Origin of the sequence: Arcobacter sp. LA11, assembly GCF_001895145.1 — a bacterium.
Classification (GTDB): domain Bacteria; phylum Campylobacterota; class Campylobacteria; order Campylobacterales; family Arcobacteraceae; genus Halarcobacter.
On record NZ_BDIR01000004.1, the window covers coordinates 84,063 to 109,554 of the forward strand.

Sequence of the window (25,492 nt, forward strand, 5' to 3'; positions counted from 1 at the left end):
TTAGCCATTATTTAAATAATGCCTCTAAACTTGCTGTATCAGTTGTTCTTTCTTCTTTTTCTTTATTAGTAGTTCCAACTGTAGCTCCACCAATCTCTTTTAACTCAATATCATATTTTGTTAACATTGAAGCAAGTCTGATATTTAAACCAGCTTTTCCAATTGCTTTTGATTTTTGGTCATCTGGAATAGTTACAACAGCTTTTCCTTTTTCACCATGTTCTGCATATTTTTCAATTTTTACACTTGAAATAATTGCAGGAGATAATGCTCTTGAGATGAACATTTCTGGCATATCTGAGTATTCTACACAATCAATATTTTCACCATGAAGTTGTGCTGAAACTGCCATAACTCTAACACCTTTTACTCCAACAATTGAACCAATAGGATCAACTTGTGCATCAGTTGTTGAAAGTGCAATTTTAGCTCTGCTTCCTGGGATTCTAGCACTAGCTTCGATTGCAATAATTTCATCTTTTAATTCAGGAACTTCAAGTCTTAAAAGAGATTCTAAAAATTTTGGAGATGTTCTTGAAATTTCAACAATTAGACCATTTGTTTTATCAATATTTACAGATTTTACAACAGCCTTAACTGTGTCTCCAACTTTGAAAGATTCACCTTTTATTCTACTTTTTCTAGGTAGCATTCCTCTTACTTCACCAATTTCTACAAAAGTATTTTCTTGTCTATCAACTCTTGTAACACTTCCACTTATAGTTTTACCAATTTTATTTTTATATTTACTAAGAAGTGTTTCTTCTAAAAATCTTTGAATTCTATATTCGAAATTATTATGTAAGATAGTAGCTGCATTTCTTCCCATGTTTTCAAATTCTAAATCATAATTTACGAAGTCACCAATTTCTAAATCTGTGTCTATTTTTTTTGCTTCGTCAAATGAAATAAAATTCTCTTTACTAATAATGTTTTCGTATTCGTCAACACCATCTTCTAATAATTTTTCGTCTTCATTTTCAACTACTTCGATTTTTTGAAATAGTTCTAGTTTTTTATTTTCTCTATCAATTTCTGCATCGAATCTTAGTGTTGGGTCAACCATTTTTTCGGCTGTTTTGATTAATGCTTCTTTTAAAGCATTTTCAACATCTTCTATTTTTAAACCTTTTTCATAGGCAATAGAATCTAAAATATCTATAATTTTATCCATTAAATAACCTTCTTGTTTGACATTGAAATGTAATGTTTTTGATTTCCAATGTAGAGTAGGTCAATATTATAGCATAAACTCCTTTTATAGAAATTAAAGCAATTTTAAGATATATTATCTAGCTAATTAAAAAAGAACAAAAGGCTAATTAATATGGAATTATTATTTGCAAGAAATGAACTTACGGAAAAACCAAAAAAAGTTCAACTTGATAAAGTAAAAGAAGAGTTACAAAAAGATGGTGAAAAGATATTTTATTTTGATAGAGATAACTCTCACAAAGACATGATGGCATTAGTAGATGCTTTAGAAGATGAAGGTTACAATGTATACTTTAGAGAAGTAAAATATGGTTTAGCTGATGAAGAGTATATGTATGAGGTTCATGCTCTGTAAGAATTACAAGAAGCAAATGAATTAATGAGTAAAGAAGAAAATAAAAAACTATTTATAGAAACGCTTGGTTGTCAGATGAACGATACTGATAGCCAGCATATTATTGCTGAACTAAAAGAACATAAAAATTATTCTACTACGAGGAATATGGAAGAAGCAGATTTAATTATAATTAATACCTGTTCAGTAAGAGAGAAACCTGTTCAAAAACTTTTTTCAGAAATTGGACAGTTTAATAAAAAGAAAAAAGATAGTGCTAAGATTGGTGTTTGTGGTTGTACTGCATCTCATCTTGGTGATGATATTATGAAAAGAGCACCTTATGTAGATTTTGTATTAGGTGCTAGAAATATTTCAAAAATTAAAGATGTTGTTGATAAAAAAGGTGCAGTTGAGATTGATATAGATTATGATGATTCAACTTACCAATTTGCTGCATCTGGAATGAATATGTATAAAACTTCTGTAAATATCTCTATTGGATGTGATAAAGAGTGTACGTATTGTATTGTTCCTGCAACTAGAGGTGAAGAAATTTCAATTCCTCTTGAAATGATTGTAGAGCAAGTGCAAAAAGATGTGGCAAATGGTGCAGTTGAAGTTACGCTTTTAGGTCAAAATGTAAACTCTTATGGAAGAAGATTCTCTGATGGAAGAGAAAAAACATCTTTTACAAAACTTTTACAAGAAGTTTCAAAAATTGATGGTTTAGAAAGAATTAGATTTACATCTCCACACCCACTACATATGGATGATGAGTTTATTGAAGAGTTTGCAAAAAATCCTAAAATTTCTAAATGTATTCATATGCCATTACAAAGTGGTTCATCTTCTATTTTAAAAGCTATGAAAAGAGGATACTCAAAAGAAGGTTTTCTTAAAAGAGCTAAAAAGATTAGAGACTTAATTCCTGAAGTAAGAATTACAACGGATATTATTGTAGCTTTCCCTGGTGAAACACAAGAAGATTTTGAAGATACAATTGATGTAATAAAACAAGTTAGATTTGATCAAATTTTTAATTTTAAATATTCTGCTAGACCAAATACACAAGCTTTAGAACTTGAAGATAAAGAAATACCTGATGAGATTGGTAGTGCTAGATTAACTGAAGTAATTGAGTTACATAAACTCCATCAAAGTGAGCATATGGATTCAAATATTGGTAAAACAGTAAATGTACTTTTTGAGTCTTTAAAACCAAATGGAGAAGTATCAGGATTTACAGACAATTACTGTCAAGTATTTGTAAAAGGAAGTGATGAACTTTTAGGACGTTTTGTTGATGTAAAAATTACAGGTGCAACAAGAACAGCTTTAAAAGGTGAAGTGATAAATTAAATGAAATCTTTTTTAATCACAAAAGTTGTTCCTTTTATTTTACAACTTTTTGTAAGATTTATTTATATTACAAGTAAAAAAGTTTTTCATCATCCTAAGATTGATGAAAATGAAGCTCATGTTATTGCCTTTTGGCATGGGGAGCTTTTGATGCAACCTTTTAATTATCAGAAATTAAAGCCAAAAGGTAAAGTAAGTGCAATGATAAGCCAACATAAAGATGGTGAAGCAATTACTAAAACTGTGGAGTATTTAGGGATACATTCTGTAAGGGGTTCAAGTTCAAGAGGTGCTGCAAAGGTTTTAATCTCTGCAATTAAAGAGATTAAAGGTGGAGATGATATTGCAATTACTCCTGATGGTCCTAGAGGACCTAGACACTCAGTTGCAGATGGAATAGTTGCAATTTCAAAGAAGACAAATGCTAAAATATTAGTATTTAATTGTAAACCGAGTAAATATTGGCAGTTTAAGTCTTGGGATAAGTTTATTGTTCCTAAGCCTTTTGGTACTTTGGAGTTTTTTATTCAAGAGCCTTTAGATATAAGTGAACTTGAAATGGAAGATGCAAAAGAATTAATTAAAGAAAAAATGCTTATAAATGCAATGAAATAAGGTGTTAAACTACGATGTTTTCTAAAGAATCTTTATATATCAATGCTATAAAATATAAAGCACAACTAAAGATTAATTATAAAAAATTAAATAATGATGATATTATTGAAACAAATAGTTCCGTATTTATTGCAAAAGATGATATTTTAGGTAGAGATATTGCATCAAAGTTAAATGCTCAAGCATCTCTTATAAATAATACATTTATTTCAACACTACTTCTTCAAGATGAAACTAAACTAGTAAAGAAAAAAGATTTAAAGTCAAAAGATTTTACTTATACTTCTTTAAATAATGACTATGATATATCAGTTTCAAAAAATACTCTTTTTGAAACAAAAAATTATTTTGAAAAATGTGGAGTAGATTATATTTTTTCTGCATATCATATACTAAATTTACATATTGAACAAAATCCTTGTAATAATAATCTTGTAGTATTGTTATTCAATAATCAAGCTTTTTGTGTAATTCTTAATTCTAAAGGAGAGATAGTATTTAATAGAAAATTAGAGTTAACTTCTTTTGAGAAAATTAAAGAGAGTGAATTTTATGAAAATGATATTTTAGGGCAAAAACTTTTTGATGAGATATATTTTTTAGAGTTGAATGAAGCTATTAAAAATACAATAGAAGAGTTTTATAAAATTACAAAAAATGTCTTTATTGAGAAAGTTTCACTTTTATATAATTTAAAACAGATTTCTGAAGAACAAATATCTTCTATGAATGAAAACTTTATGATTGATGTAACTTATCATCCAATTTCTGTAGATGAAGAGTTATTTGAGTTATCAAAAGATTCACATATTCATAAAAGCTTTATTAAACCTAGAAATAAGCCAAACAATGGTTTTTCAAGTTTAATTAGTACACTATTGATACTTGCCTTAATTTTAGGTGTTGGGTACGTCTATCTTCCTTATGATAAATTATTTAATAAAGAAATAAAAAAAGAAGTAGTAGTAAAAAAAGAAGAAGTTATTGAACGAGTAGTTCAACTTCCTGATCATTCTTTTAAAAATGGTGTTATTGAAACTAGAATTTTAAAACTATTAGAAATGGTTCCCTATGATGTGGTATTAAAAGAGTTATTAGTTGAAAAGAATTCGATTAAAATAGATGCTGATTTATTAAATAAAGATACGTATATAAAAGTTATTCAACCTCAATTATTAGAAAGTTATAAAGTAACTAATATTAATTTTAAAGACGAAAAATCGCATATTTTAGAGGGTGTTATTTTAGCTGAGAACTTAAAAGAGAAAAGTATTACTAAATTTAGAGATTATAAAGATACATATATTTCAAATGAATTTATGCCAATAATAACAGTAACAGAACAGATTAAAATACTTTTTCCTAAAGATACTATTGTAACTTTTAAATCAAGTTTTAAATCAGAGGTTGTTACTTTTAATTATTTAGTAAATGTAATTATTAAAAGACCTTTAGAGTTTTTTGAAATTATAAATACAATTAGTAATGAGTTATATTCTATTAATATTTCATATCCAGTTAGTTTTGTAAAAACTGAAGCTGGAATTGAAGTAGAATTTATTTTACAGTTTCATCAGCCAAAATAATTTTTAATCAATCCATGTACTAAGTGCTCTTGGCTTACCTAAATAATAACCTTGTCCATATGTTACTCCAATAGCTGTTAGCTCTTCAACATCCTCTTTTGTCTCAACATATTCAGCAACTGTCTCTTGTCCTTTTAAATGTGCAATTTCTTGAATATATTTAATTACTGCTTTGTCTGTTGGATCTACATGCATATCTTTTACAAAGCTTCCATCTATTTTTACAACGTCAAATGGTAAACTTTTTAAATATTCAAAAGAAGCCATTCCTGTTCCAAAATCATCTAAAGCTAAACCAATTTTTTGAGTTTTTAACCATGAGATAAATTCATTTGCTTGGTTAATATTTCCAATTGCAGAACTCTCTGTAATTTCTAGTTCTAATTTCTCCCAAGGAAAATCAAAATGCTTAATTGCTTTTTTTACTTTCTTTTGGAAGTCTGGATTATTTAATGTTGAACCTGCAAGGTTTATATGTACTGAATGTAGGCCTTCAATATGTTTTGGTTTTTTTGATACTGTTTCTAAATAAGTCCAAAGTACGTGCATATCAATTTCTGCCATAAGTTGATATCTTTCTGCTGCTGGAAGAAAATCACCTGGAGATATGAAGTTATTGTTTTTATCCCACATTCTAATTAAAATTTCATAACTAACTTTATCACTTTTTTCTTGTAAGGGAACAATGTCTTGTGCAAAAAGTTCAAACCTTGATGGCCCATCTTTTAACGCTTCTTTTATCTGTGCTGCTGTTTCTAGTTCAGTATTAAATCTTTTTGTTAAATCATCACTTGGATCATAAATATGTGACTTATTTCTCCCTTTAGCTTTTGCAGTATAAAGAGTTGAATTTGTTGCTTTTAGAAGTTCTTTTAATGTATATTGAAATGGTTTAAAATAAACTAGTGCTATAGAAGCAGATATTGTATATGTTTCACCTTTCCATACAAATCTAAAGTCTCTGAGTTTTTCTAAACTTTTTTCTAGAAAACTTATTCCCGTTTTAGGTGTACAATCTTTTAAAAGTACCATAAAACCATCTCCATCTACTCTTGCAAAAATAGAATCTTTTGATAGAGTAGTTGAATATTCTTTAGTAATCATTTTTAAGAGTTCATCTCCTGCTTGATAACCAGCAGAGTCATTGATAAATTTGAATTGGTCTAAGTCTATATATAATAAATTGTATCCTAAATCTTTTTCATTTTTTAAAGCATTCTGTAGTTGTTCTTCCATGTAGAATCGGTTATATATTCCTGTTAATTGGTCATGGCTTGCTTGAAATTTTAGTTTCTTTGAAGATTTATATATTTGTTTCATTTGTAAGTTAAAACCATTAAACAACTCTTTAATTTCATTATTCGCAGTTGTTTTTACAGTAGTGATTTTATTATTTGTAGGGTCACTATCTTTCATAGCATGTAATAAATCAATAAATGGTTTAGTATAACTTTTACTTAAAAATAAACTCATAATAAACCCAAATAACAATGCAAATGGGAATATTGCTAATAAAGTTTGAGTAATCTGTTTCTCTTTTTGTTTGAATGATGATAAGTCTACATCAATTAATTGAAAACCTAATGTATATCCATCTGCTGATATATCTTTTTTTACAAAGAGATGTTCATTGTCAAAGATAGTTTTTTCTTTGAATACAGTTAGTTGTCTTTTTGTTAATTCTTTTGTATCTCCATATTGGAATATTGCTTTATTGTTTTCATCATATAGAATAACTCCTCTAATCTCTTTAAAGGCTGATAGTCTAAATGTTATATCTGATAGTACATCAGCATTTGGGTTTAATATGAAATTTAAAAGGTCATTATTTAATGATTGAGTAATCGCTTCAGTTTGAGTAATGGCATTTTGACGATTCTCTTTTTTTTGTATATTTAATATAAAAAATAGAGTGCTTGCTTCTACTACTATTACAATTAAAGTCATAAAGACTATTAATTGTGTTTTTATTCTAAAACGATTCCACATTTAGTTTGAAACTTTTGATTTATTTATTATTGGTAAATTATTGTCATTCCCCCATTCTTTCCATGAGGCATCATAATTTGATACATTATAACCTAGTTCTCTCAATGCAAAGTAATTTGTAGATGCAACTCTTCCAATTGCACAATATAGGACAATTTTTTTATCTTTGTTAACGTTTTTATATAATTCTTTTAAATCATTAATTTGCTTTAATTGTGTTGTATTGTCTTTTTCTTCTAAGTTATGCACAGCAGGTATATGAATAGCTTTTGGAATATGTCCAAATCTTTTTGCTAAAGATTCTTTTCCTATATATGAGTTATAACCTCTAGCATCAATAATAACTTGATTTGGGTTTTTTGTCGCAATTTGAGTTGTAAATTTTGTAGATAATCTTTTGTTATTGATTGAAGCTACATAATTACTTTGTTTAACTTTTAGAACTTTTGTTGAAATAGGATAATCTTCTGATTCCCATTTGTTAAAACCACCATTTAATAATTTTACTTTTTTGAAACCATAAACTTCTAGTGTCCAAAAAACTCTTGATGCATCATAAAAAATTCCACTATCATACACTATAATCTCATCATTTATATCTAAACCTAAATTTCTTATTACTCCTTGAATCTTATTGGGTTTTACTATTTTCCCATCAATTCTCTGATTATCATAAGTTAAATTTACTGGTAGATTTATAGAGCCTTTTATATGCCCATTTAAAAAACTTTCTGCATTTCTAACATCAATTATTTTATACTTTGATATGTTTTTAGATAGTTCATTTATACTAATTCTTAATTCTTCTGCATTTAATGAAATAGAACTTAAAAATAAAATTAATACTAGACAAAGTTTATTTTTCATAATAAATACTCCTGTTTTTTTATAAAGTCACTTATTTTACCACAAATACCATAAAATATAATATTATTATATCTTATTTTTATAAATTGATAATATTACTATAGTTTAAATACCTACCTACTTATAGGAGTTATAAATATTTTATATACATTTATATTAAATGTAGACAAATTATTTTTATAGATTATGAAAAATTATTTATATAATAGTTGACTAAGTAGTAAAAAGTAAAGCTTTTGCTTTACTTTTAAATAAATAAGTAATTTATTACCAAACTTTTATTTCGTTGTATACAGAATCTCTCTCAACAGGTTCAAATCCAGAGTTTTTAATTAAGTCTACAAAGTTTTGTAAAGGTATTCCTTGTGCACTAGCAGCTCCAGCAGCACTTTGGATTGATTCTTTTTCTATTGTTCCATCTAAGTCATTAGCTCCAAATTCTTGAGCAAGAAGTGCTAATTTAACAGTTGATGTAACCCAGTAAGCTTTTATATGTGGAATATTATCTAGTAAAATTCTAGCAATAGCTATAGTCTTTAAAATTTCTTGTCCTGTTAAGAAGTCTTTTACTTTTAAAAAGTTGTTTTCTTTTTGATATACAAGAGGTATGAAGGCATTAAAACCATTTGTTTCATCTTGTAAATCTCTTAGTCTTAACATATGGTCAATTCGATGTTCTCTTGTTTCAATATGTCCAAAAAGCATTGTTGCATTACTTTGATGTCCTGATTTATGCCAAAGTTTGTGAATGTCTAACCATTGTTGTGAAGTTACTTTTCCTCCACAAATCTTTTTTCGTACTTTTTCATCAAAAATTTCTGCTCCACCACCTGGCATTGAGTCAACACCACTTTCAATCATTTTTGAAATAATTTCCTCATATGTTAAATTATACTCTTTTGAAAGAAAATGAATTTCTGCTGCTGTTAATGCTTTTATATGAATATGAGGATATTTTTCTTTAATTTTTTTAAATATATCTAAATACCACTCTAGTCCTGTATCTGGATTATGAGCAGATACAATATGTACTTCTTTGATATTCTTTTTAGAAGAGTTTTCAACAATATCCATAATTTCTTCATGTTTTAATGTATATGGTTTTGGATTTTTTCTACTTGCACTATATGCACAAAACTGACAAACATCTTTACAAATATTTGTTGGATTGATATGTCTATTTATATTAAAATATGTTTTTTTATTGTGTTTTTCTTCTCTAACTCTATTTGCATAAGATGCTAAGGTAAATAAATCTAAATCATATAGTTTTATCGCATCTTCATATGTAAGTCTTTCATTCTTATCTAATTTCTCTATAATACTCATTTACTCTTCTTAATTTTTTTGATTTATTTACAGTCAATGTCTTTACTGTATTTTCCTTTATTACTTCTATGTACAAATCCAATACAATCTTTATTTAAATCTATATCTTTAAAAGCTATTTTGTATACAGTACTTTTTATTTTTGTTTCTTTATCTTCTACACTTAGTTTATTTATAACTTTTATATCTATAATATTTTTATGTCCCAATGAAGATAGAACTTCTTCCATCTTCATGCTTTTAGTTGTTGTTATAAATATAAAGCCTGCAAGTGCAATTAGCGTCATTATTGAAATTAAGACAATTGTCTTTTTAGGCATTTTTCTTATTTCAACTTCGTTACTCATAGAATCATATCTTTTAGGGGTTTAAAACTATCATTTTCTTTATCATAAAAATCCATATTTCCTGATTCGATATCATAGTACCAACCATGAATTTGAAGTTCACCTGTTTTTAATAATCTTACAATATCAGGATATGTTAATAGATTATCTAATTGATGTCTTATAGAGTTTCTTTCCGTTGCTCTATACATTTCTTCTTCAGTATTAAATTTTTTATTTTTTAATGTTCTTTCTTTAGCTTGTTTACCTAAATTTAACCAAGTTTTTACATGAATAAAAGAGTCATTGCTTGGAATTTCCTCATATAAACTTTTACAAGCACCACAATGAGAATGTCCACAGATAATGATATGTTTTACTTTTAAAACAGCTATTGCATATTCAATTGCTGCGGCACTTCCATGAAAATCTTCATCATGTTTAAATGGAGGAACAAAGTTACCTACATTTCTTAAAATGAACATATCACCAGGTCTTGTATTTAACATTAAGTCAGGTGTTACTCTACTATCAGAACAGCCTATAAACATAACTTCTGGACGTTGCCCATGTTCAACTAATTCTTTTAATTCAGATTCAATTCTTGGAAAATTAAATTTTCTGAAGTCCTCATGTCCTTTGATTAAATTTTTTAAAACCATTTTATTTCCCTATACTTTTTATTATTCTTTGATCTTTTGTTGTTACTGCTGTAATTTTTTTGATTGTATCTTTTTCTTCATCATCTACATTTCTATATTCTATTAAATAATCAATCCTATGGCAGGAAACTAAAACTGTATATTGTGAAAGTTTTATATTTTCACAGTTTTTCATATTTATATAGTTTTCATTTGCGAATGAAAATATACTAAACAATGCTAATAGTAAAATTTTTTTCATTTTAATTCCTTTAATATTTTACATACATTTGTCAAGTCTTCAGAACTTACATCAATTTTTGCAATTAACCTAATAATTGCACTTTTTACAGTGGGCTGTCTAATTGCACCAACTAAATATCCCTTTTGTTTTAATACTTCTTGAATTTGTAGAACTTTTTTATTATCAGAAATATTTATAGGAATAATTAAACTATCTGACTTTATACCTAAATTATCATTTATAATCTGTAAATTGGAAGCAATTTTACCTTTTATTTTTTCAGTATTTTCTAAAATATATTTTAAAGATTCTAAACCTAAGGAAATATCAAATAAAGAGGGTGCTGTTGTATATATTATTGCTTTAGCTCGATTTAGTAAAAATTCGATTATATGAGCACTTGCTAAAATATATGCTCCATAGCTTCCATAGGCTTTTCCTAAGGTTCCCATTTTGATATGATTCTCTTTTGGAGTTATATTATAATAATCAAAAATACCCAGTAAGTTCTCTCCTATTACACCAGAAGAATGTGCTTCATCTACTATTAGTAGAGCATTTTTTTTATCAGCAAAATCAAAAATTTCTCGTGGTGCAATATCACCTTCCATAGAGTAGACACCTTCAATGGCAATAAGCTTTCGTCCTTTGTTTTCACAAGTATTGAATTTCTCTTCTAAATCTTTATAATCATTATGATTGAATATTACAATTTGATTTTTATTTAATAGTTTAGTTGCTAGCATCCCACTTGCATGGTACTCTTCATCTATAAAAAGTGTATCACCTTTTCTAACAAGAGCTTCAATCATGGATATATTTGCTAAAAAACCACTACCTACAACCACAGCATCTTCAAAATCATTTGCTTTTTTTAATGCATCTTCAAAATTTTTATGAATTTTACTATAACCGTTTACAAGTATAGAAGCTTTAGGGGAAGTATATTTTTCTTTAGAGACTCTTTTATAAGCATTTTCAAAAATCTCTTTATTTCCAGATAAGCCAAGATAATCGTTTGATGCTAAATCTATCAGATTTTCATCATAAATTTCTCTAGTTCTTAAACGATTTGATTTTTTGATGGTATTTAGTTCTTTAGAGTACAAGAAATGCTCCTAATAATTTGGATATTGTATTAAAATGTGTATTAAAAATTGGTAAATTTTTTCAATGCTACTGTTTTGCTATAGTCCTAGGTTACAATTTCTCTACCTACTAATTAAACGTCCTTCATAGTAGAAAAAAGAGCAGAGATTTTATCTTTGGCTCTTTTTTTTATTAAAAAAATAAATTTATAGTTAAATTTGATTTACAATTAGATTTGCAGTTTCTAAATTTGAGTGGACAAAACTTTTTATATTTAAATCTTTTAATTCTCTTTTTTCTTTTAAAGAATCGATTTTTACTATTAGGTTTATATCTTCTTTAAATTTTAACAATGCCTCACAAATTAGTCTTTTTTCGTTTAAATCTCTAAGAGTAATTACAATACTTGAAGCTTCATCTACTTTAAGAGATTCAATTACAGGAAGTTTTTCAAGGTGTCCAAAATAAGCCATATATCCATTTTTTCTTGCAAGGAGTACATGTTTTAGATTATCAGAAATTATTACAAAAGATTCTTCTTTTTGTTCTAGTTTATGAGCAATTATTCTTCCTAGCATTGAATACCCACAAATAATAGTATGATTTTTTTTATCAATTGGTGTGATTTTATCTGACTCATAAAATTCAGTTACAAAAATAGAAGCTATTTTATAAATATTGTTAACAATAAATGGTGTAACCATCATTGATAAAACAGTAACTAAAATTAAAAACGTACCAAGAGTTTCATCTAAAATATTGTTAGCAGAGGCTAGGGCAAAAACTGCAAAAGAAAATTCACCTATTTGGCAAAGTGAAATGGCTGTTTTTATGGAATCACTTTTATTTGATTTTCTTTTAATGAGAAAATATATTACAAAAGCTTTTATTATCATGACAGTAATAAAAACTAAAAGAATATAATGAATATTACTTATAAAAAAAGATACATCAATTTTTGTTCCAACTGAAAAAAAGAAAGTTCCTAAAAGTAAATCTTTATATGAAGCAATATCCGACTCAACTTTAATATGATATTTTGATTCAGCTATAATCATACCTGCAATAAACGCTCCTAAAGAGTAAGTAAATCCTAGTTCATGTGCAAGAATTGATGTTCCTATTACTATTGATAAGACTGAACCTAAAAAGAGTTCTTCTAGTTTTGAGTTTGCTGAAAAATGTAAAAACCAGTTCATAAGTTTTTTCCCTAGAGTAAACATAAAAACGATAATTAATAGTGCAGAAAAAAATGTTTTCAATAAAATTTCATTTAAACTTAATGTGTCATTTGATAGAAATGAAATAAGTAATAATATAGGAATCACAGCTAAATCTTGGAATACTAAAATAGCTGTTGCTTTTTCTCCATAAGGAGTATAAATATCTTTTGATTGTTTTAGATATGTTAATACAATTGCCGTAGAAGATAAAGAGAATGCAAGAGATATTATAATAGATGAACTTGTATCTATTTGAAAAACATATTTTGAAACTAAATATATAATGGTTGCACTAATAGCCACTTGAAAAAAACCATTTACAAAAAGTATTTCTTTCATTTTTTTTAGTTTTTCTATTGGCATTTCAAGTCCAATTGTAAACATAAGAAATACGATACCAAATTCAGCTATTAATTCTAAGGCATGTAAATCAGCTTCCATATTTAAATTAAAAATAAATGTAACAATAGTACCTGTTAGGATATAGCCAATAATATGCGAAATAGATAACTTTTTAAAGATGATATTTAAAATGGTTGATAAGGCTAGAGATGTGAAAATTATTATTAGTGTAGTTTCCATTTTGATATATTATCAAAAACTAAGTAGTGCTTTGTATTTTTTATGTATATTAAACACGCAGGTTAAAAAATATCAATATATATTCTAAAAAAAATTATTAATCTGATATAATATTTTATCAAAAATAAGGTTTATCATGTTTCAAAAAATAAAAGAGTATTTAAGTTATGGGAAAAATCATATAGTAACAGTTATATTAAAAGGACTTTTTTGGCTAGCACCAATTGCAGCTATTACTATTATTGTACTTTGGATTTATGAAAAAGTTGATCTTCTAACTGGAAACTTATTTAAATTAGTAGGATTTGAGCCTGCAAACTTTCCAATTCTTTGGACATTTATTGGTGTTGCATTATTAGGTTTTTTAGCTTATGTTTTAGGTGTTTTTGTTGAAACAGGACTTGTAAACTTTGTTCAAAAAATTTATTCTAAGATACCTGGTTATGGGACAATTAAAGAGTTAATTAATATTTTTAATACTTCAAAATCTGGTGAGAAAAAAGTATTAGTTGTCCTAGTAGGTGGATTTGCAAAAGATGATTATAATATTGGACTGATGTATTCAACAAAAGAGTCAGTTGTAAAAGACCATTATACGGTAACCTTATCCATGACTCCAATCCCAAATGGTGGATATATGTTTGAAACACATAAAGATAAAATTTATGTAATAGAAGAAGCAACCTTTGATTCAAACTTACAATATTTACTTTCAATGGGTGTAAAATCAATGGCAGAGATTTTGAATATCGAACCTAAACCTATTGAGGAATATAAAACGATATCTCAGTATTTAGATGAAAAAGAAAATAAAGAGATTAAAGAATAAAATTTAATTTATTTTGTAGGTATTTAAATATTTTTCTAAATGAGATATACAATTTTCATAAAGTCTTTTTTTCTGAGATTTTTTTGCAGTTGAGATACAACCTTCAATTGAAGATACAATATAGATTGATAAATCTTTTGTATCTGTGATAGAGATCTCTTTTTTTTCTATTGCTTTATTTAAAACTATTTCAAATATATTTTCAAATCTAAGATAAATTTTTTCTAATTCATTTTTAAAATCTTTATCTTGGGCTGATAGTTCTTGTACTAAATTATTAAGCTTACATCCATTGTTAAAATCAAAATCATCTCTATGTCTAAGCACTTTCATCACTTCTTCAATAAAATTTTCTTCTATAGATAAAAGAGGAGCATATTTTCTTTCTATGTAAAATAATACTTTTTCTTTTATAACAGTAAGAACTAACTCTTTTTTAGATTTAAAAAAATAATACATAGAACTTTTACTTGCATTTGCTTTCTTTAATATATTATCAATTGATGTTGCATGGTATCCGTTATAATATATTTCATCAAAAGTTATATCTAAAAGTAGTTCTCTTTTTTTACTCATTTTTTACCTTAGCTAAAGTAGTTTGACTATTATATCAAATTGAACTATTAATTACATTTTAAAAATTTTATATCATAAGTCTTGACTAAGTAGTCAAATCTATGATATGATACAGAATTAATTAACCAACCAGTTGGTTTGTTAAGTTGAATAATAAATTTTAAGGAGCTAAAATGATAGGGAAAATAGTTTTTATGGTTAGAGTTAAACATCTGGTATTTCCTTTTTTATTTGTATTATTATATGGAAGTGGTTTTGTTGGTGCAAAATATGGATTACCAGATTCAACACCTTTAAGTTTTTTAACATTAAGATTTTTTATTGCTGGTGCAATACTTTTTTTAATAGCAAAAATATTGAAAGAGTCTTTTCCTTTATTAAAAGATATCTTTCATATTAGTGTTGCAGGTTCTTTGACTGTTGCAACGTTTTCTATAGGTGTTTTTATATCTATTGATATGGGTTTGTCTCCTTCTTTATCCGCAATTATTATTGCTCTGCAGCCTATTTTAGTGGCAATACTTGCAAAAAGTTTTGTAAATGAACAAATTATTTTAAGACAATGGTTAGGATTAATTGCAGGTTTACTTGGTGTATTATTAGTTGTATTTCATAATATAGATTTTAGTACTGCTGGCTTGTATTCTGTTCTTTTATCAGTAGTAGGTCTCTTAGGATTAACATTTGGTAATTTATATCAGAAAAAATATTGTTCAGATATGAGTTTATTTACTGGTGGTTCTATTCAATCTTTGAGTTCAGGATTTATATGTTTAGTACTTTTATTACTTTTTGATACTTATAAAATTGTTTGGACAAATGAATTTGTTTATGCTCTATCTTTTATGTCAATAGGAGTTTCTATTGGTGCATTAAGTTTATTATATATCATGATACAAAGATCAGAAGTTAGTAAAGTAGCAAGTCTATTTTATCTTGTCCCTGTATCTGCTGCTATTACTGGATATTTTATTTATGACGAAGTATTTGATTTATTGACTGGTTTAGGTATTTTTATTGTTGCTATTGGAGTATATTTAACAAATAAAAAATAATTCTTTTAGTGCAAAATATGATTTTTATATCTTGCACTAAAAAAGATACTAAAGCATCTCTAATAAGAAAGTTAATGTGATAATAGTAATTAGTAAGGAGATTATAATTGCAATGGAACTCTCTTCTTTATAATAGTCATATTTGTTTGCAAATACGTATACACCTGCTCCAATAGGAAGTGCTGACATGATAATCGCAACTTTGAAATATATATCATCCGAATTCATATTTAACAAATAGAATCCTACAAAAAATGTAATAAGTGGTTGAATTAATATTTTAATAAATACAATAGGAAACAATTTAGAAAATATTTTAATTTTAAAGTGTTTTTTATTTTCTAGTTTTGCAAGTCCAATTCCTAATGCAAACAATGCAGTCGGCCCTGCAGCAACTCCTAAAAAGTTTGTAAAGTTAACTATTACCTCAGGAAGTTCGATACTAAAAGCAGGGAAAAATAAACCTATTAAAACAGATAAACTTAATGGGTTTTTTACTATTGTTAGAAGAGCATTTTTTATTATAATTAATTTTGACTGTTTTTTTTCCTGATTCATTATTCCAAAGGTAATGATTACTGCCATTATTGCTGGTATATTATGCAGTATTGTAGCTAAAGCAGCAGGTAATGTCGCAACTGTTCCAAAAGCAATTATAACCAGAGGTATACCCATATAGCCTGTTGTTCCATAACAAGATGCCATAGCAATGATAGCAGATTTTGGAGATTTGATATTTGTAAAAATTGAATATATCAACCCAAAAATATATGCAAATATAATTCCACTTAAAGTCATAAGTAAAAATTTCCAGTTTAAAAGTTCTTCTATATTAGCATTTGCAACAGATAAAAATAGTAATGCTGGTAGCGCAACATTTAAAACATAACTATTTATTAGATGTTCAGCTTCGCTTGAAAACTTTTCTTTTTTTGCAAAAATAAAACCAGTTAAAATTACTAAAAATATTGGTAGTACTGTAGTTATCACGATAAACCTTTTTTGTTATTTATGGACTAGTCAGTCCATAAAAAGAATCATAGCATATTGTGGACTAGTTAGTCCATAAAATAAAATAAATTTTGAAATTTATATGATTAAAAGATTTAGTATTAAAGTAGATAATTTTGAGTTTGATTGAATTTTATGGTTAAAGAGTAATATTTTCTAAAAATTCAATATCTTCATCTACTACAATTATAACGTCAATACAAAAATTGACATCTAGTTTTTTAGTTTGTAAATAGTAATCGATACTTCTTTTTAGTTTTGATAATTTTGTGGGTGTTATATTATTTACTGCAACTTCATAGTTATTTGCAGATTTTACTTCTATAAAGTGATATGTTTTTTCTTTAGTGGCAATAATATCTATTTCGCCTAGCTTTTTAGCATAGAAATTTTGTTCGATGATTTTAAAGCCTGAGGAGTTTAAAAACTCACAGGCCTTAGTTTCTGCAATATCACCTTTACTGCGGCTCAATATCCACTCTTACAGATTTGAATCTTGCTGTTAAGATTAGTTCATCTGCTTCATCTCCAAAGATAAAATTAACTTTTGATTCTGGATGATGAAATGTTGTAAAAAGAGTCCCCGTTTTTATGTTTTTTGTATATCTTACTGGCATAATGGCAGTTTCACCATATTCAGTTCTCATGATGATTTGATTACTTCCAATTCTTTTTTCATCTTCTTTTGAAGCAAGAACAACATCTTTTTCATATCTAGAGTTTAAAGGTTCACATCTTGCAGTTTGAGCTACATTGTTATAATGAACAATAGTTCTTCCTGTAGTTAGATAGAATTCATTTTTTGGAATATCTATTTTTTTAACAAGTTTTTCTATTTGTTCTCTTAATTTATATTGGTGATATTGAAAATATCCTTTTCCATCAGGTGTTCTAAATTCTTCTAAATGAAGTACTGGAGTATCTTCTTTTTGTATAGGCCATTGCATACCTCTATTTCTATTTTTTGATAGTTTATGATATGTTGCTCCAAAAAATCTACTCTTCACGGCTTCTTTAGTTTCATTCCAAACATCTTCGCTGGTTTCATAAGTAAACTCACCATTGATTTTATTTTCAATATCTCTTAATACTTCCCAGTCATCAGGCATTTGGGCTTCAACTAAAGGTTGTGATAAGTGAAGTCTTCTCATGGCATTTACATAAACACCAGTTTTTTCATAAGCAGATTTAACTCCAAATACAATATCAGCTTTTTTTGTAACTTCATTCATAAATAGTTCATTTGAAATAATTAAGTCAAGTTTATCTAAGGCTTTATGTACTTTATTTTGATTTGGATGAATATGGGCAATATCTTCACCCATTACGTACATAGCTTTAATTTTATCTTCTAGCATCTCATCAATTAACTCAGGAGTCATAAGACCAATTTCTTTTGGAGTTTGATAATCTGGGTCAAAGTATGGTAAACAACCAGTATCACAGGCTCCTTGAACATTGTTTTGTCCTCTTAAAGGCATAAGCCCAGTGCCTGTTTTTCCAATGTTACCAGTTAAAAGTGCAAGATGAACAACTGCCATTACGGCATATGAACCATCAAGATGTTCAGTAATTCCAAGTCCCCAAAAGAACATAGATTGTTTTGTTGCATATTGTCTTGCAATATTTGGAATTTGCTCTGCAAGAACTTCATATCCTTCAATATTTTTCATATATTCAGGATTTGCAAATGGGTCATTTAAGATTGATTCTTTATATTCTTCAAATCCAACACATCTAGCATCGATGAATTCATTGTCATAAAGTTTTTCATTTAAGATTACATATGCCATCATATTTAAAACAAGTAAGTTTGCTTCATATGGAATTACAAGTTCTTCACCATATTTTCCTAATTGAATTCTTCTTACATCAATAACAGAAAGTGTAGCAGTTTTTGATTTTGCAGCTTTTAGAATCCTATTTGCAACAATTGGATGGGCTTCAGTTGTATTTGAACCCATAACTATGATATTTTCAGTTTTATAAATATCATCAAATGGATTAGTAGCAGCTCCTTCTCCAATAAGAGGTTTCATTCCTTTTAAAGATGGCGAGTGACAAACTCTTGCACAGCAATCCACATGGGGAGAGTTCATTCCTTCTCTTACAAATTTTTGGAACATATAAGAACTTTCACATGAAGTTCTAGCTCCACCCATTCCACAGAAAGCATGACGCCCATACTTTTCTTTTATTTCTGATAGTTTCCATGCTGCAAGTGAAGTTGTAAATTCATAAGGAGTTTCATAATATTCCTCATCAAAATCTTTTAAGGTTTTAGCTCTTGCTTTTAATTCTCTTGGCAGTTGCTCAAGATTTTTTTCAATAAATGATTTTTTTACTCTTGTATTTCTAATTCTATCTTCTGCATCAACAAATCCAAATCCTTTTGAACCTTTAATACAAAGCTTTCCTTGAGACACATATCCATCATTTTGCGCATAGATTTTTAAGATTTTATTGTCTTTAACTTGTCCTGTGATATCACACCCAACACCACAGTATGTACAGACTGAATTTATATCTGCAATCATAATCAACCACCACCAACAAATTGTAATAATTCTAATTTATCGTCATTTTTAACAACGTAATTATTCCAGTCATCTTTTTTTACAATTTCCATATTAACTGCTGCTGCCATAACTTTATCTTCTACTTGTAATTCACTAATTACTGCTTGAAGTGTAGAGTTTTCATTAAACTCTTTTTTTTCGCCATTTACAATTAGATTCATCCCGTGCCTTTATATATTTAAGTCTTAAGATTTTATCTAATTTTTCTTTTATCTTTATCAAAAAGCTTGATAGAATTTAGTCTATTAGTTAGGACGTTCTACCATGTAACCAATTCCTCTAATATTGATAATAAAATCTTCTTTTAAAACTTTTTTGACACGATTTACTTCAGCTCTTATTGTTGCATTATCAATTTCATCTCCATCATAGGCATATTCTCTAAACATATCATAGTTTACAACCAAGCTTCTATTTTGAGATAGGAGGGCAATAATTAGAAGTTGTCTTTTGGGTAAAATATGTGGTTCATTATTAAAATATAAAGTTGTAGTTTCATGGTCAAAACTATAAGATTTTGAGAGCCTTTTATGTTCCTGTGGAACGACTCTTGTTTTTAGTATTTTATTTATTCTAAGATTTAACTCTTTTAAGTGAAATGGTTTTTTTAGATAATCATGGCAACCTATGTCAAAGGCTCTTGAAATTTCTTCAATATCAATAAGTGCCGAGATAAAAATAGTTGGAACCATTCTTTTTTGTTCATGAAGTTTTTCTAAAATAGTTAAACCATCAATATCAGGTAAGTTTATATCTAAAATTAACATATCAAATTTTTGTTCTTCTAATGTATTTAAGCAAGTTTCACCATCTTTTGTAGAAACTATTGCATGTCCTACAGATTCAAGATATTGGGTGATTGCATCATTTAACATTGAATCATCTTCTAATAAGAGTATTTTCATTGTTCATTCCTTTTAAAAGTATAAGTAAAAGTTGTAAATTCTTCATTTGATTTTAATTCAATTTTTACATCTTCTTCATCGCATATTTTTTTTACTAGATTAAGTCCTAATCCAAAACCATCATGAGTTTTTTGCTCTCTATAGTATTCTTCAAATATTTTTTCTGGTTCTTGAATTACACTTGAATGACTTGAAACTAAAAATTTATAAGAGTTGTCATATTCAAATAAAGAGATAAAAATATCTTCATTTTCTAAAGTATATCTAATAGCATTTGTTAGATTATTATCAACTATTCTTTGTAATTTTGTTTCATTAAAGTATATAGTTTTTTCTGTTTTTGTAGTTTCAAATAAAATTTTAGAATTTACTTTTAGTGCAACTTGTGTAAAAAAATCAATTCTACTTCTTATATAGTCTACTAATTCTATTTTTTGTTTTCTATACTCTATTTGATCTTTTTTTACCAAGAAACTCAAATCATCATATATTGCAAAAACATTTTTCATAGCAACTTCAATATTAGATAGATATTTGTTTTTACCAAACTCCATTTCATATAACTCTATATTCCCCATAATAACAGAAAGAGGAGTATTTGTTTCATGTACTGCGTGACGTAAAAATTGTTTTTGAGAGGCTAATAGATTATTTGAATAGCTCTTTTCTATATTTAATTTTTTTGTTTGTTCATCATAATCTTTTGAAGATTGTTGAATAAGATGGGTTAGTGCTTGAATGGTTCTTGCGTATTCAGATGTTTCATTTATATTATCAATATTTTTAACAGTAGTAGTTTCTTTATTATTTGAACTATTTTCACTTAATGCAACAACTGTTAGAGTTTGATTTAATAGTTGATTTGCACCATTGTTATGATAAAACTCTGCATAGGTGAAAAACCCTGATGTTGGAGCAATTGACGCAAAAGGTTCAACTTCTACTTTTATGAAATCTGGCATATATCTACGTCTTGCCATACAAGAGTATAAAAAGAATGTTTCTGGTTTTCCCGATGAAAGTTTAGGAAGAGTTTCTATTGGGTTTTGCATTATCATTTCTGCATTTCCAAATCCTAATTTTACTATATCCCCTTCTTGTAAGTTTCCTGCAAAACTTAGACTTCCATCATTATGTTTTGCGATTACTGCACGGGCTGTTAAAATAGAATCTCTTTCAACTATAAGTGGAAATTCGATACCTGTTGCAGGAAGCGCATCAGCAACATCTTCTCCTAAGTATTTTGCATAAAAATCTACTGGAGTCATACCATGAATACTATAAACTCTATTGTTTTCAATTTTATCAATCTTATGTTCTATTCCAATTGGAGACCAGTTAAATCTATAATCATTGTGAATTAGTAAAATATCTGAATTTAAAGAGACTCCCACCGCACCTTTTTTTAACACTTTATTTTGACATGATATATAAGTTTGTGTAAATGCGCCATTATCTCCTGCCATTCCCCCACAAATAACAACATCTTTGTTAAAAGATTGAACGCCTTTTAAAAAGTTTTCACCGTTGGTTGTTGTTCCATCTGTAAAAAGAATAAGAAGTTTCGTGTTTTGTGTTACTAAATCTTTTGCAAGGCTGAAACCATTTTGAAATGATTCCTCATATTCAGAATAAGAGGTCTTTATTTGTGTATTTTCAAAAGTAGAAATAGAGATTATAGTATTAGATGTTGAAATATTTTTATCTTGAATTTCTCCATCGGTTGTAGTACCTATACAAATAGAATTTGGTAAATAGTTTAAAATTTTATCAACTAGATTTTTTAGAGTTATATTGCCCTGTCCACAAAATATTTGAATTAGAGTATTTTTTTGATTTTTGAACTCTTCAAAATTTATAATATCTTCTATTTTTCTATTTTTTAAACTGTAGTTATATGTTTTCATAAGAAAATTGTATCATAAAAAAAGCTTTTTTTTATAAAAATTTTCATAATAAAACGTCGTTTTTATGGGTATTTATCCAATTATTTTATTTCGCTATATTCACGCTATATTCAAGCTAAATTCAGGCTATATTTCTCATGTAAGATTTCATCAATGGAAAAATTAATATCTTTTGTATATCTAGTTTTTCACAAAAAATATAATCTAAAAGGAAAAAATATGTCAACAGAAGAAAAAGTACAAGCCTTAGTAAAACCAACTTATAAAGCTCAATATGAGAATTTTATTGGTGGTGAATGGGTTGCTCCAAAAAGTGGTCAATATTTTGAAAATGTATCTCCAGTTGATGGAGAAGTGTTAACAAAAATTCCAAGATCTAATGAAGAAGATGTTGAGTTAGCAATTCAAGCTGCAAATAAAGCATTTGAATCATTTAAACATACTTCAGTAGTTGAAAGAAGTACAATGTTAAATAAAGTTGCAGATGCAATTGAAGCTAACTTAGAAGCTCTTGCAATTGCAGAAACTTTAGATAATGGAAAAGCAGTTAGGGAAACTATGGCAGCGGATGTTCCTTTAGTAGTTGACCATTTTAGATATTTTGCATCAGTAATTAGAGCTGAATCTGGTACTGTTTCTGATTTAGATGAAAATACAATTTCTCAAGAAGTTCATGAGCCATATGGTGTTGTTGCTCAAATTATTCCATGGAACTTCCCACTATTAATGGCAGCTTGGAAATTAGCTCCTGCTTTAGCAGCTGGAAATTGTATTGTTATGAAACCAGCATCGGCTACTCCGATGTCTATTTTACTTATGATGGAAGCAATTGCTGATGTTCTTCCAGCAGGTACTGTTAATATTATAAATGGAGCAGGTGGAAAAATTGGTAAGTGTTTATCTACTCATCCAGATATTAAAAAAGTTGGATTTACTGGTGAGACTACTACTGGACAGTTAATTATGCAATATGCAACTGAAAATATTATCCCTTCTACACTAGAACTTGGTGGTAAATCTCCAAACATTTTCTTAGAATCTATCATGGATGCTGATGATGAGTTTTTTGATAAAGCAATTGAAGGTTTAGTATTATTTGCATTTAACTCAGGAGAAGTTTGTACTTGTCCTTCAAGAGCATTAATCCAAGAGTCAATTTATGAACCATTTATGGAAAGAGTACTTGAAAGAGTTAAAGCTATTAAATTAGGTAATCCATTAGACCCTTCTTGTATGATGGGTGCACAGTGTTCAACTTCTCAACAAGAAAAGATTTTAGATTATATTAAAATTGGAAAAGAAGAGGGTGCTGAAGTTCTTATTGGTGGAGATGCATATTCTAGTGAAGACCATCCAAATGGTAACTATATACAACCAACACTTTTTAAAGGTCACAATAAAATGAGAATCTTCCAAGAAGAGATTTTTGGACCAGTTCTTGCTGTTACTACATTTAAAGATGAAGATGAAGCATTAGAAATTGCAAATGATACAATCTATGGATTAGGTGCAGGTGTTTGGTCAAGGGATGCACATCAACTGCATAAATTTTCAAGAGGAATTGAAGCTGGTCGTGTATGGGTTAATTGTTATCATTTATATCCATCTCATGCCTCATTTGGTGGATACAAAAAATCAGGTATTGGTAGAGAAACTCATATGATGATGTTAAATTCTTATAGACATACAAAAAATATTTTAACTTCTTATTCTAAAGATGCTTTAGGTTTCTTCTAGGCCGATTGTTAAAATAAAGATTATAAATGCATAGGAGATTTTCTTCTATGCATTGCATTCAAATAAAAGGATAAATATGAGTACTGAAAGATTAGCTGTAACACCTGCTGCAATAGAAGTTATAGAAAAATTAAAAGAAGAAAATGGTGAGTTAGTTTTTAATCAAAGTGGTGGATGTTGTGATGGTACTGCTCCTATGTGTTATGCAAAAAGTGATTTTTATGTACCTTCTAGAAATGTAAAATTAGGTGAAATAGCAGGGTGTGAATTTTTTATGGATAAAGACCAGTTTGAATATTTTAAACATTCTCATATAACTATAGATGTAAAAGAAGAAAAAGGTGCTTTTGGAAATTCCTTTTCTTTAGAGATAGATTTAGGTTATCAGTTTTTGACAAAATCTAGAATATTTACTGATGAAGAGTATAAAAATTTAGAAGAGCTTTAAAATGCTTCTTGTTAGGAAAATTTTTTAACATGAAGCATTTTAAATCTATCGCCCATTCCTGTAGGTTCTACTAAAGTTTTTATTTTTTGAGATTCCCTTAGATAAGTGTTTTCATCACTATTTTCTTTTAATATTTCTAATAAATCTATAATTCCAAACTCTACTAGAGCTTGCATTTGAGTTTTAAAGATGACATTTTTTACTCCAAAATCTTTAAAACAATCTTCTATATGTGTAAAATATACATCATATGTAATATCTGTTTTTGCAAAATATTTTTCTAAATCTAGATTTTCTTTAAAGATTGGAAAAACTTCATGTTTTTCATAAATACGGCTTGAGAAGTCATTTCTAGGAACTTTATCTCCATAATCAAAAGTTACAAATTCAAACTTTTTGATATTAGAAGTTATATTTTCAATAAATTCTTCATATCCAATACCAACTTCCCCTTTTGTAATTTTATATTTTTTACAATGATCTATTATCTTTACATCTTTACAATTTTCAAATTCTATTTTATGATTTTTTACATATGCCATTTGAAGATTTTCTTCTTTATTTGTATAAACTAATTCACAAGAAAATGCATCAAAAATTTCATTTGCTACTATAAATGCATGGGGTAATTTAACTTCACTAATGTCATTGTAGTGTTTTATTTTTATAACATCTCCAAAACACTCTTGTAAATATTTTGTTTGCTGTTTTTGTAAATTATCAAATCTTTCAACAATTGCGAAGTTCAAACTCTCTAAAAGTTTTGGATTTAAAGTATATATAAATTGGATTATATCAGCTAATAAATATCCGTGATGTGCACCTACTTCTAGAATAGTAGTGTTTTTTGGAAGGTTTCCTTCTTTTATAGAATCAACTATTCTTTTTCCAATACTTCCACCAAAAAAAGAAGAAGTAGAAACAGAAGTATAAAAATCACCTTCTTTTCCTATTTGTTTGTAGTTTGAATAATATCCATCTTTACTGTATAGCCATTTGTTAAAATAATCGCTGAATTTTAATTTTTCTGTGTTCATCAGATA

Annotated in this window: 25 protein-coding genes; 8 read left to right on the top strand and 17 right to left on the bottom strand. The window is 27.5% G+C overall.

The window, feature by feature from the left end; genetic code table 11:
* Positions 1-7: 7 nt before the first annotated feature.
* Positions 8-1,174 (bottom strand): transcription termination factor NusA, encoded by a 1,167-nt coding sequence (nusA, locus tag BT997_RS05275; protein WP_072680412.1) that lies wholly within the window; start codon positions 1,172-1,174, stop codon positions 8-10.
* A gap of 153 nt (positions 1,175-1,327) precedes the next feature.
* Between nusA and BT997_RS05280 the strand changes: the two genes are divergently transcribed.
* From BT997_RS05280 to BT997_RS05295, 4 genes are read left to right on the top strand one after another with little or no spacing between them, the layout of a single operon-like run.
* A complete protein-coding gene (locus tag BT997_RS05280) occupies positions 1,328-1,570 on the top strand; it encodes an HP0268 family nuclease (protein ID WP_072680413.1) in 243 nt (80 codons plus the stop codon).
* 24 nt (positions 1,571-1,594) lie between these two features.
* A complete protein-coding gene (gene miaB / locus BT997_RS05285) occupies positions 1,595-2,911 on the top strand; it encodes a tRNA (N6-isopentenyl adenosine(37)-C2)-methylthiotransferase MiaB (protein ID WP_072680414.1) in 1,317 nt (438 codons plus the stop codon).
* Entirely contained in the window at positions 2,912-3,526 is a 615-nt protein-coding gene (locus tag BT997_RS05290) for a lysophospholipid acyltransferase family protein (RefSeq protein WP_072680415.1), read from the top strand.
* A gap of 14 nt (positions 3,527-3,540) precedes the next feature.
* Positions 3,541-5,112 (top strand): hypothetical protein, encoded by a 1,572-nt coding sequence (locus tag BT997_RS05295; protein ID WP_072680416.1) that lies wholly within the window; start codon positions 3,541-3,543, stop codon positions 5,110-5,112.
* 3 nt (positions 5,113-5,115) lie between these two features.
* Here the strand turns inward: BT997_RS05295 and BT997_RS05300 are convergent, their stop codons facing one another.
* From BT997_RS05300 to BT997_RS05335, 8 genes are all read right to left on the bottom strand, one after another.
* Positions 5,116-7,059: an EAL domain-containing protein gene (locus BT997_RS05300; RefSeq protein WP_258239429.1), complete on the bottom strand. Its 1,944-nt coding sequence runs from the start codon at positions 7,057-7,059 to the stop codon at positions 5,116-5,118.
* Between the two features lie 42 nt (positions 7,060-7,101).
* Positions 7,102-7,968 (bottom strand): sulfurtransferase, encoded by an 867-nt coding sequence (locus BT997_RS05305; RefSeq protein ID WP_072680418.1) that lies wholly within the window; start codon positions 7,966-7,968, stop codon positions 7,102-7,104.
* Positions 7,969-8,235: 267 nt separating this feature from the next.
* Positions 8,236-9,297: an aminofutalosine synthase MqnE gene (gene mqnE / locus BT997_RS05310; protein ID WP_072680419.1), complete on the bottom strand. Its 1,062-nt coding sequence runs from the start codon at positions 9,295-9,297 to the stop codon at positions 8,236-8,238.
* A 23-nt stretch (positions 9,298-9,320) separates the two neighbouring features.
* Positions 9,321-9,644 carry a hypothetical protein gene (locus BT997_RS05315; protein WP_072680420.1) on the bottom strand — a complete coding sequence of 108 codons (324 nt, stop codon included), beginning with the start codon at positions 9,642-9,644 and terminating at the stop codon, positions 9,321-9,323.
* Positions 9,641-10,285: a carbonic anhydrase gene (locus BT997_RS05320; protein ID WP_072680421.1), complete on the bottom strand. Its 645-nt coding sequence runs from the start codon at positions 10,283-10,285 to the stop codon at positions 9,641-9,643. The genes BT997_RS05315 and BT997_RS05320 overlap by 4 nt, the downstream gene beginning before the upstream one ends.
* A 1-nt stretch (position 10,286) precedes the next feature.
* Positions 10,287-10,526 carry a hypothetical protein gene (locus tag BT997_RS05325; protein WP_072680422.1) on the bottom strand — a complete coding sequence of 80 codons (240 nt, stop codon included), beginning with the start codon at positions 10,524-10,526 and terminating at the stop codon, positions 10,287-10,289.
* Positions 10,523-11,617, bottom strand: coding sequence for a pyridoxal phosphate-dependent aminotransferase family protein (locus BT997_RS05330; protein ID WP_072680423.1), 1,095 nt, complete (start codon positions 11,615-11,617; stop codon positions 10,523-10,525). Before BT997_RS05330 ends, BT997_RS05325 begins: the two co-directional genes overlap by 4 nt.
* Positions 11,618-11,809: 192 nt before the next feature.
* Complete coding sequence (locus tag BT997_RS05335; RefSeq protein WP_072680424.1) at positions 11,810-13,402, bottom strand: cation:proton antiporter; 1,593 nt, start codon at positions 13,400-13,402, stop codon at positions 11,810-11,812.
* Between the two features lie 136 nt (positions 13,403-13,538).
* Here BT997_RS05335 and BT997_RS05340 point away from each other — a divergent pair, with 136 nt between their 5' ends.
* Positions 13,539-14,231 (top strand): DUF502 domain-containing protein, encoded by a 693-nt coding sequence (locus tag BT997_RS05340; RefSeq protein ID WP_072680425.1) that lies wholly within the window; start codon positions 13,539-13,541, stop codon positions 14,229-14,231.
* Positions 14,232-14,234: 3 nt separating this feature from the next.
* On the opposite strand, the gene BT997_RS05345 is transcribed toward BT997_RS05340, so the two are convergent.
* The gene (locus BT997_RS05345; RefSeq protein WP_072680426.1) at positions 14,235-14,807 is read right to left on the bottom strand and encodes a TetR/AcrR family transcriptional regulator; all 573 of its coding nucleotides are present in this window, start codon (positions 14,805-14,807) and stop codon (positions 14,235-14,237) included.
* A 173-nt stretch (positions 14,808-14,980) separates the two neighbouring features.
* Between BT997_RS05345 and BT997_RS05350 the strand changes: the two genes are divergently transcribed.
* Positions 14,981-15,862 (top strand): DMT family transporter, encoded by an 882-nt coding sequence (locus BT997_RS05350; RefSeq protein WP_174247199.1) that lies wholly within the window; start codon positions 14,981-14,983, stop codon positions 15,860-15,862.
* 48 nt (positions 15,863-15,910) lie between these two features.
* Here BT997_RS05350 and BT997_RS05355 read toward each other — a convergent pair whose 3' ends face one another.
* From BT997_RS05355 to BT997_RS05380, 6 genes are all read right to left on the bottom strand, one after another.
* A complete protein-coding gene (locus tag BT997_RS05355; RefSeq protein ID WP_072680427.1) occupies positions 15,911-16,852 on the bottom strand; it encodes an AEC family transporter in 942 nt (313 codons plus the stop codon).
* A gap of 160 nt (positions 16,853-17,012) precedes the next feature.
* Positions 17,013-17,345: a YraN family protein gene (locus BT997_RS05360; RefSeq protein ID WP_072680428.1), complete on the bottom strand. Its 333-nt coding sequence runs from the start codon at positions 17,343-17,345 to the stop codon at positions 17,013-17,015.
* The gene (locus tag BT997_RS05365; RefSeq protein ID WP_072680531.1) at positions 17,332-19,410 is read right to left on the bottom strand and encodes a molybdopterin oxidoreductase family protein; all 2,079 of its coding nucleotides are present in this window, start codon (positions 19,408-19,410) and stop codon (positions 17,332-17,334) included. The genes BT997_RS05360 and BT997_RS05365 overlap by 14 nt, the downstream gene beginning before the upstream one ends.
* Before the next feature lie 2 nt (positions 19,411-19,412).
* A complete protein-coding gene (gene thiS, locus BT997_RS05370) occupies positions 19,413-19,613 on the bottom strand; it encodes a sulfur carrier protein ThiS (protein WP_072680429.1) in 201 nt (66 codons plus the stop codon).
* Between the two features lie 84 nt (positions 19,614-19,697).
* Positions 19,698-20,357 (bottom strand): response regulator transcription factor, encoded by a 660-nt coding sequence (locus BT997_RS05375; RefSeq protein WP_072680430.1) that lies wholly within the window; start codon positions 20,355-20,357, stop codon positions 19,698-19,700.
* Complete coding sequence (locus tag BT997_RS05380; RefSeq protein ID WP_072680431.1) at positions 20,354-22,264, bottom strand: FIST N-terminal domain-containing protein; 1,911 nt, start codon at positions 22,262-22,264, stop codon at positions 20,354-20,356. The genes BT997_RS05375 and BT997_RS05380 overlap by 4 nt, the downstream gene beginning before the upstream one ends.
* Before the next feature lie 219 nt (positions 22,265-22,483).
* Between BT997_RS05380 and BT997_RS05385 the strand changes: the two genes are divergently transcribed.
* Together BT997_RS05385 and BT997_RS05390 are read left to right on the top strand one after the other, a co-directional pair.
* Positions 22,484-24,001: an aldehyde dehydrogenase family protein gene (locus tag BT997_RS05385; protein WP_072680532.1), complete on the top strand. Its 1,518-nt coding sequence runs from the start codon at positions 22,484-22,486 to the stop codon at positions 23,999-24,001.
* 76 nt (positions 24,002-24,077) lie between these two features.
* Entirely contained in the window at positions 24,078-24,449 is a 372-nt protein-coding gene (locus tag BT997_RS05390; RefSeq protein ID WP_072680432.1) for a DUF779 domain-containing protein, read from the top strand.
* Between the two features lie 11 nt (positions 24,450-24,460).
* On the opposite strand, the gene BT997_RS05395 is transcribed toward BT997_RS05390, so the two are convergent.
* On the bottom strand, positions 24,461-25,486 hold the full coding sequence (locus BT997_RS05395) for an SAM-dependent methyltransferase (protein ID WP_072680433.1): 1,026 nt from the start codon (positions 25,484-25,486) through the stop codon (positions 24,461-24,463).
* Positions 25,487-25,492: the final 6 nt, after the last annotated feature.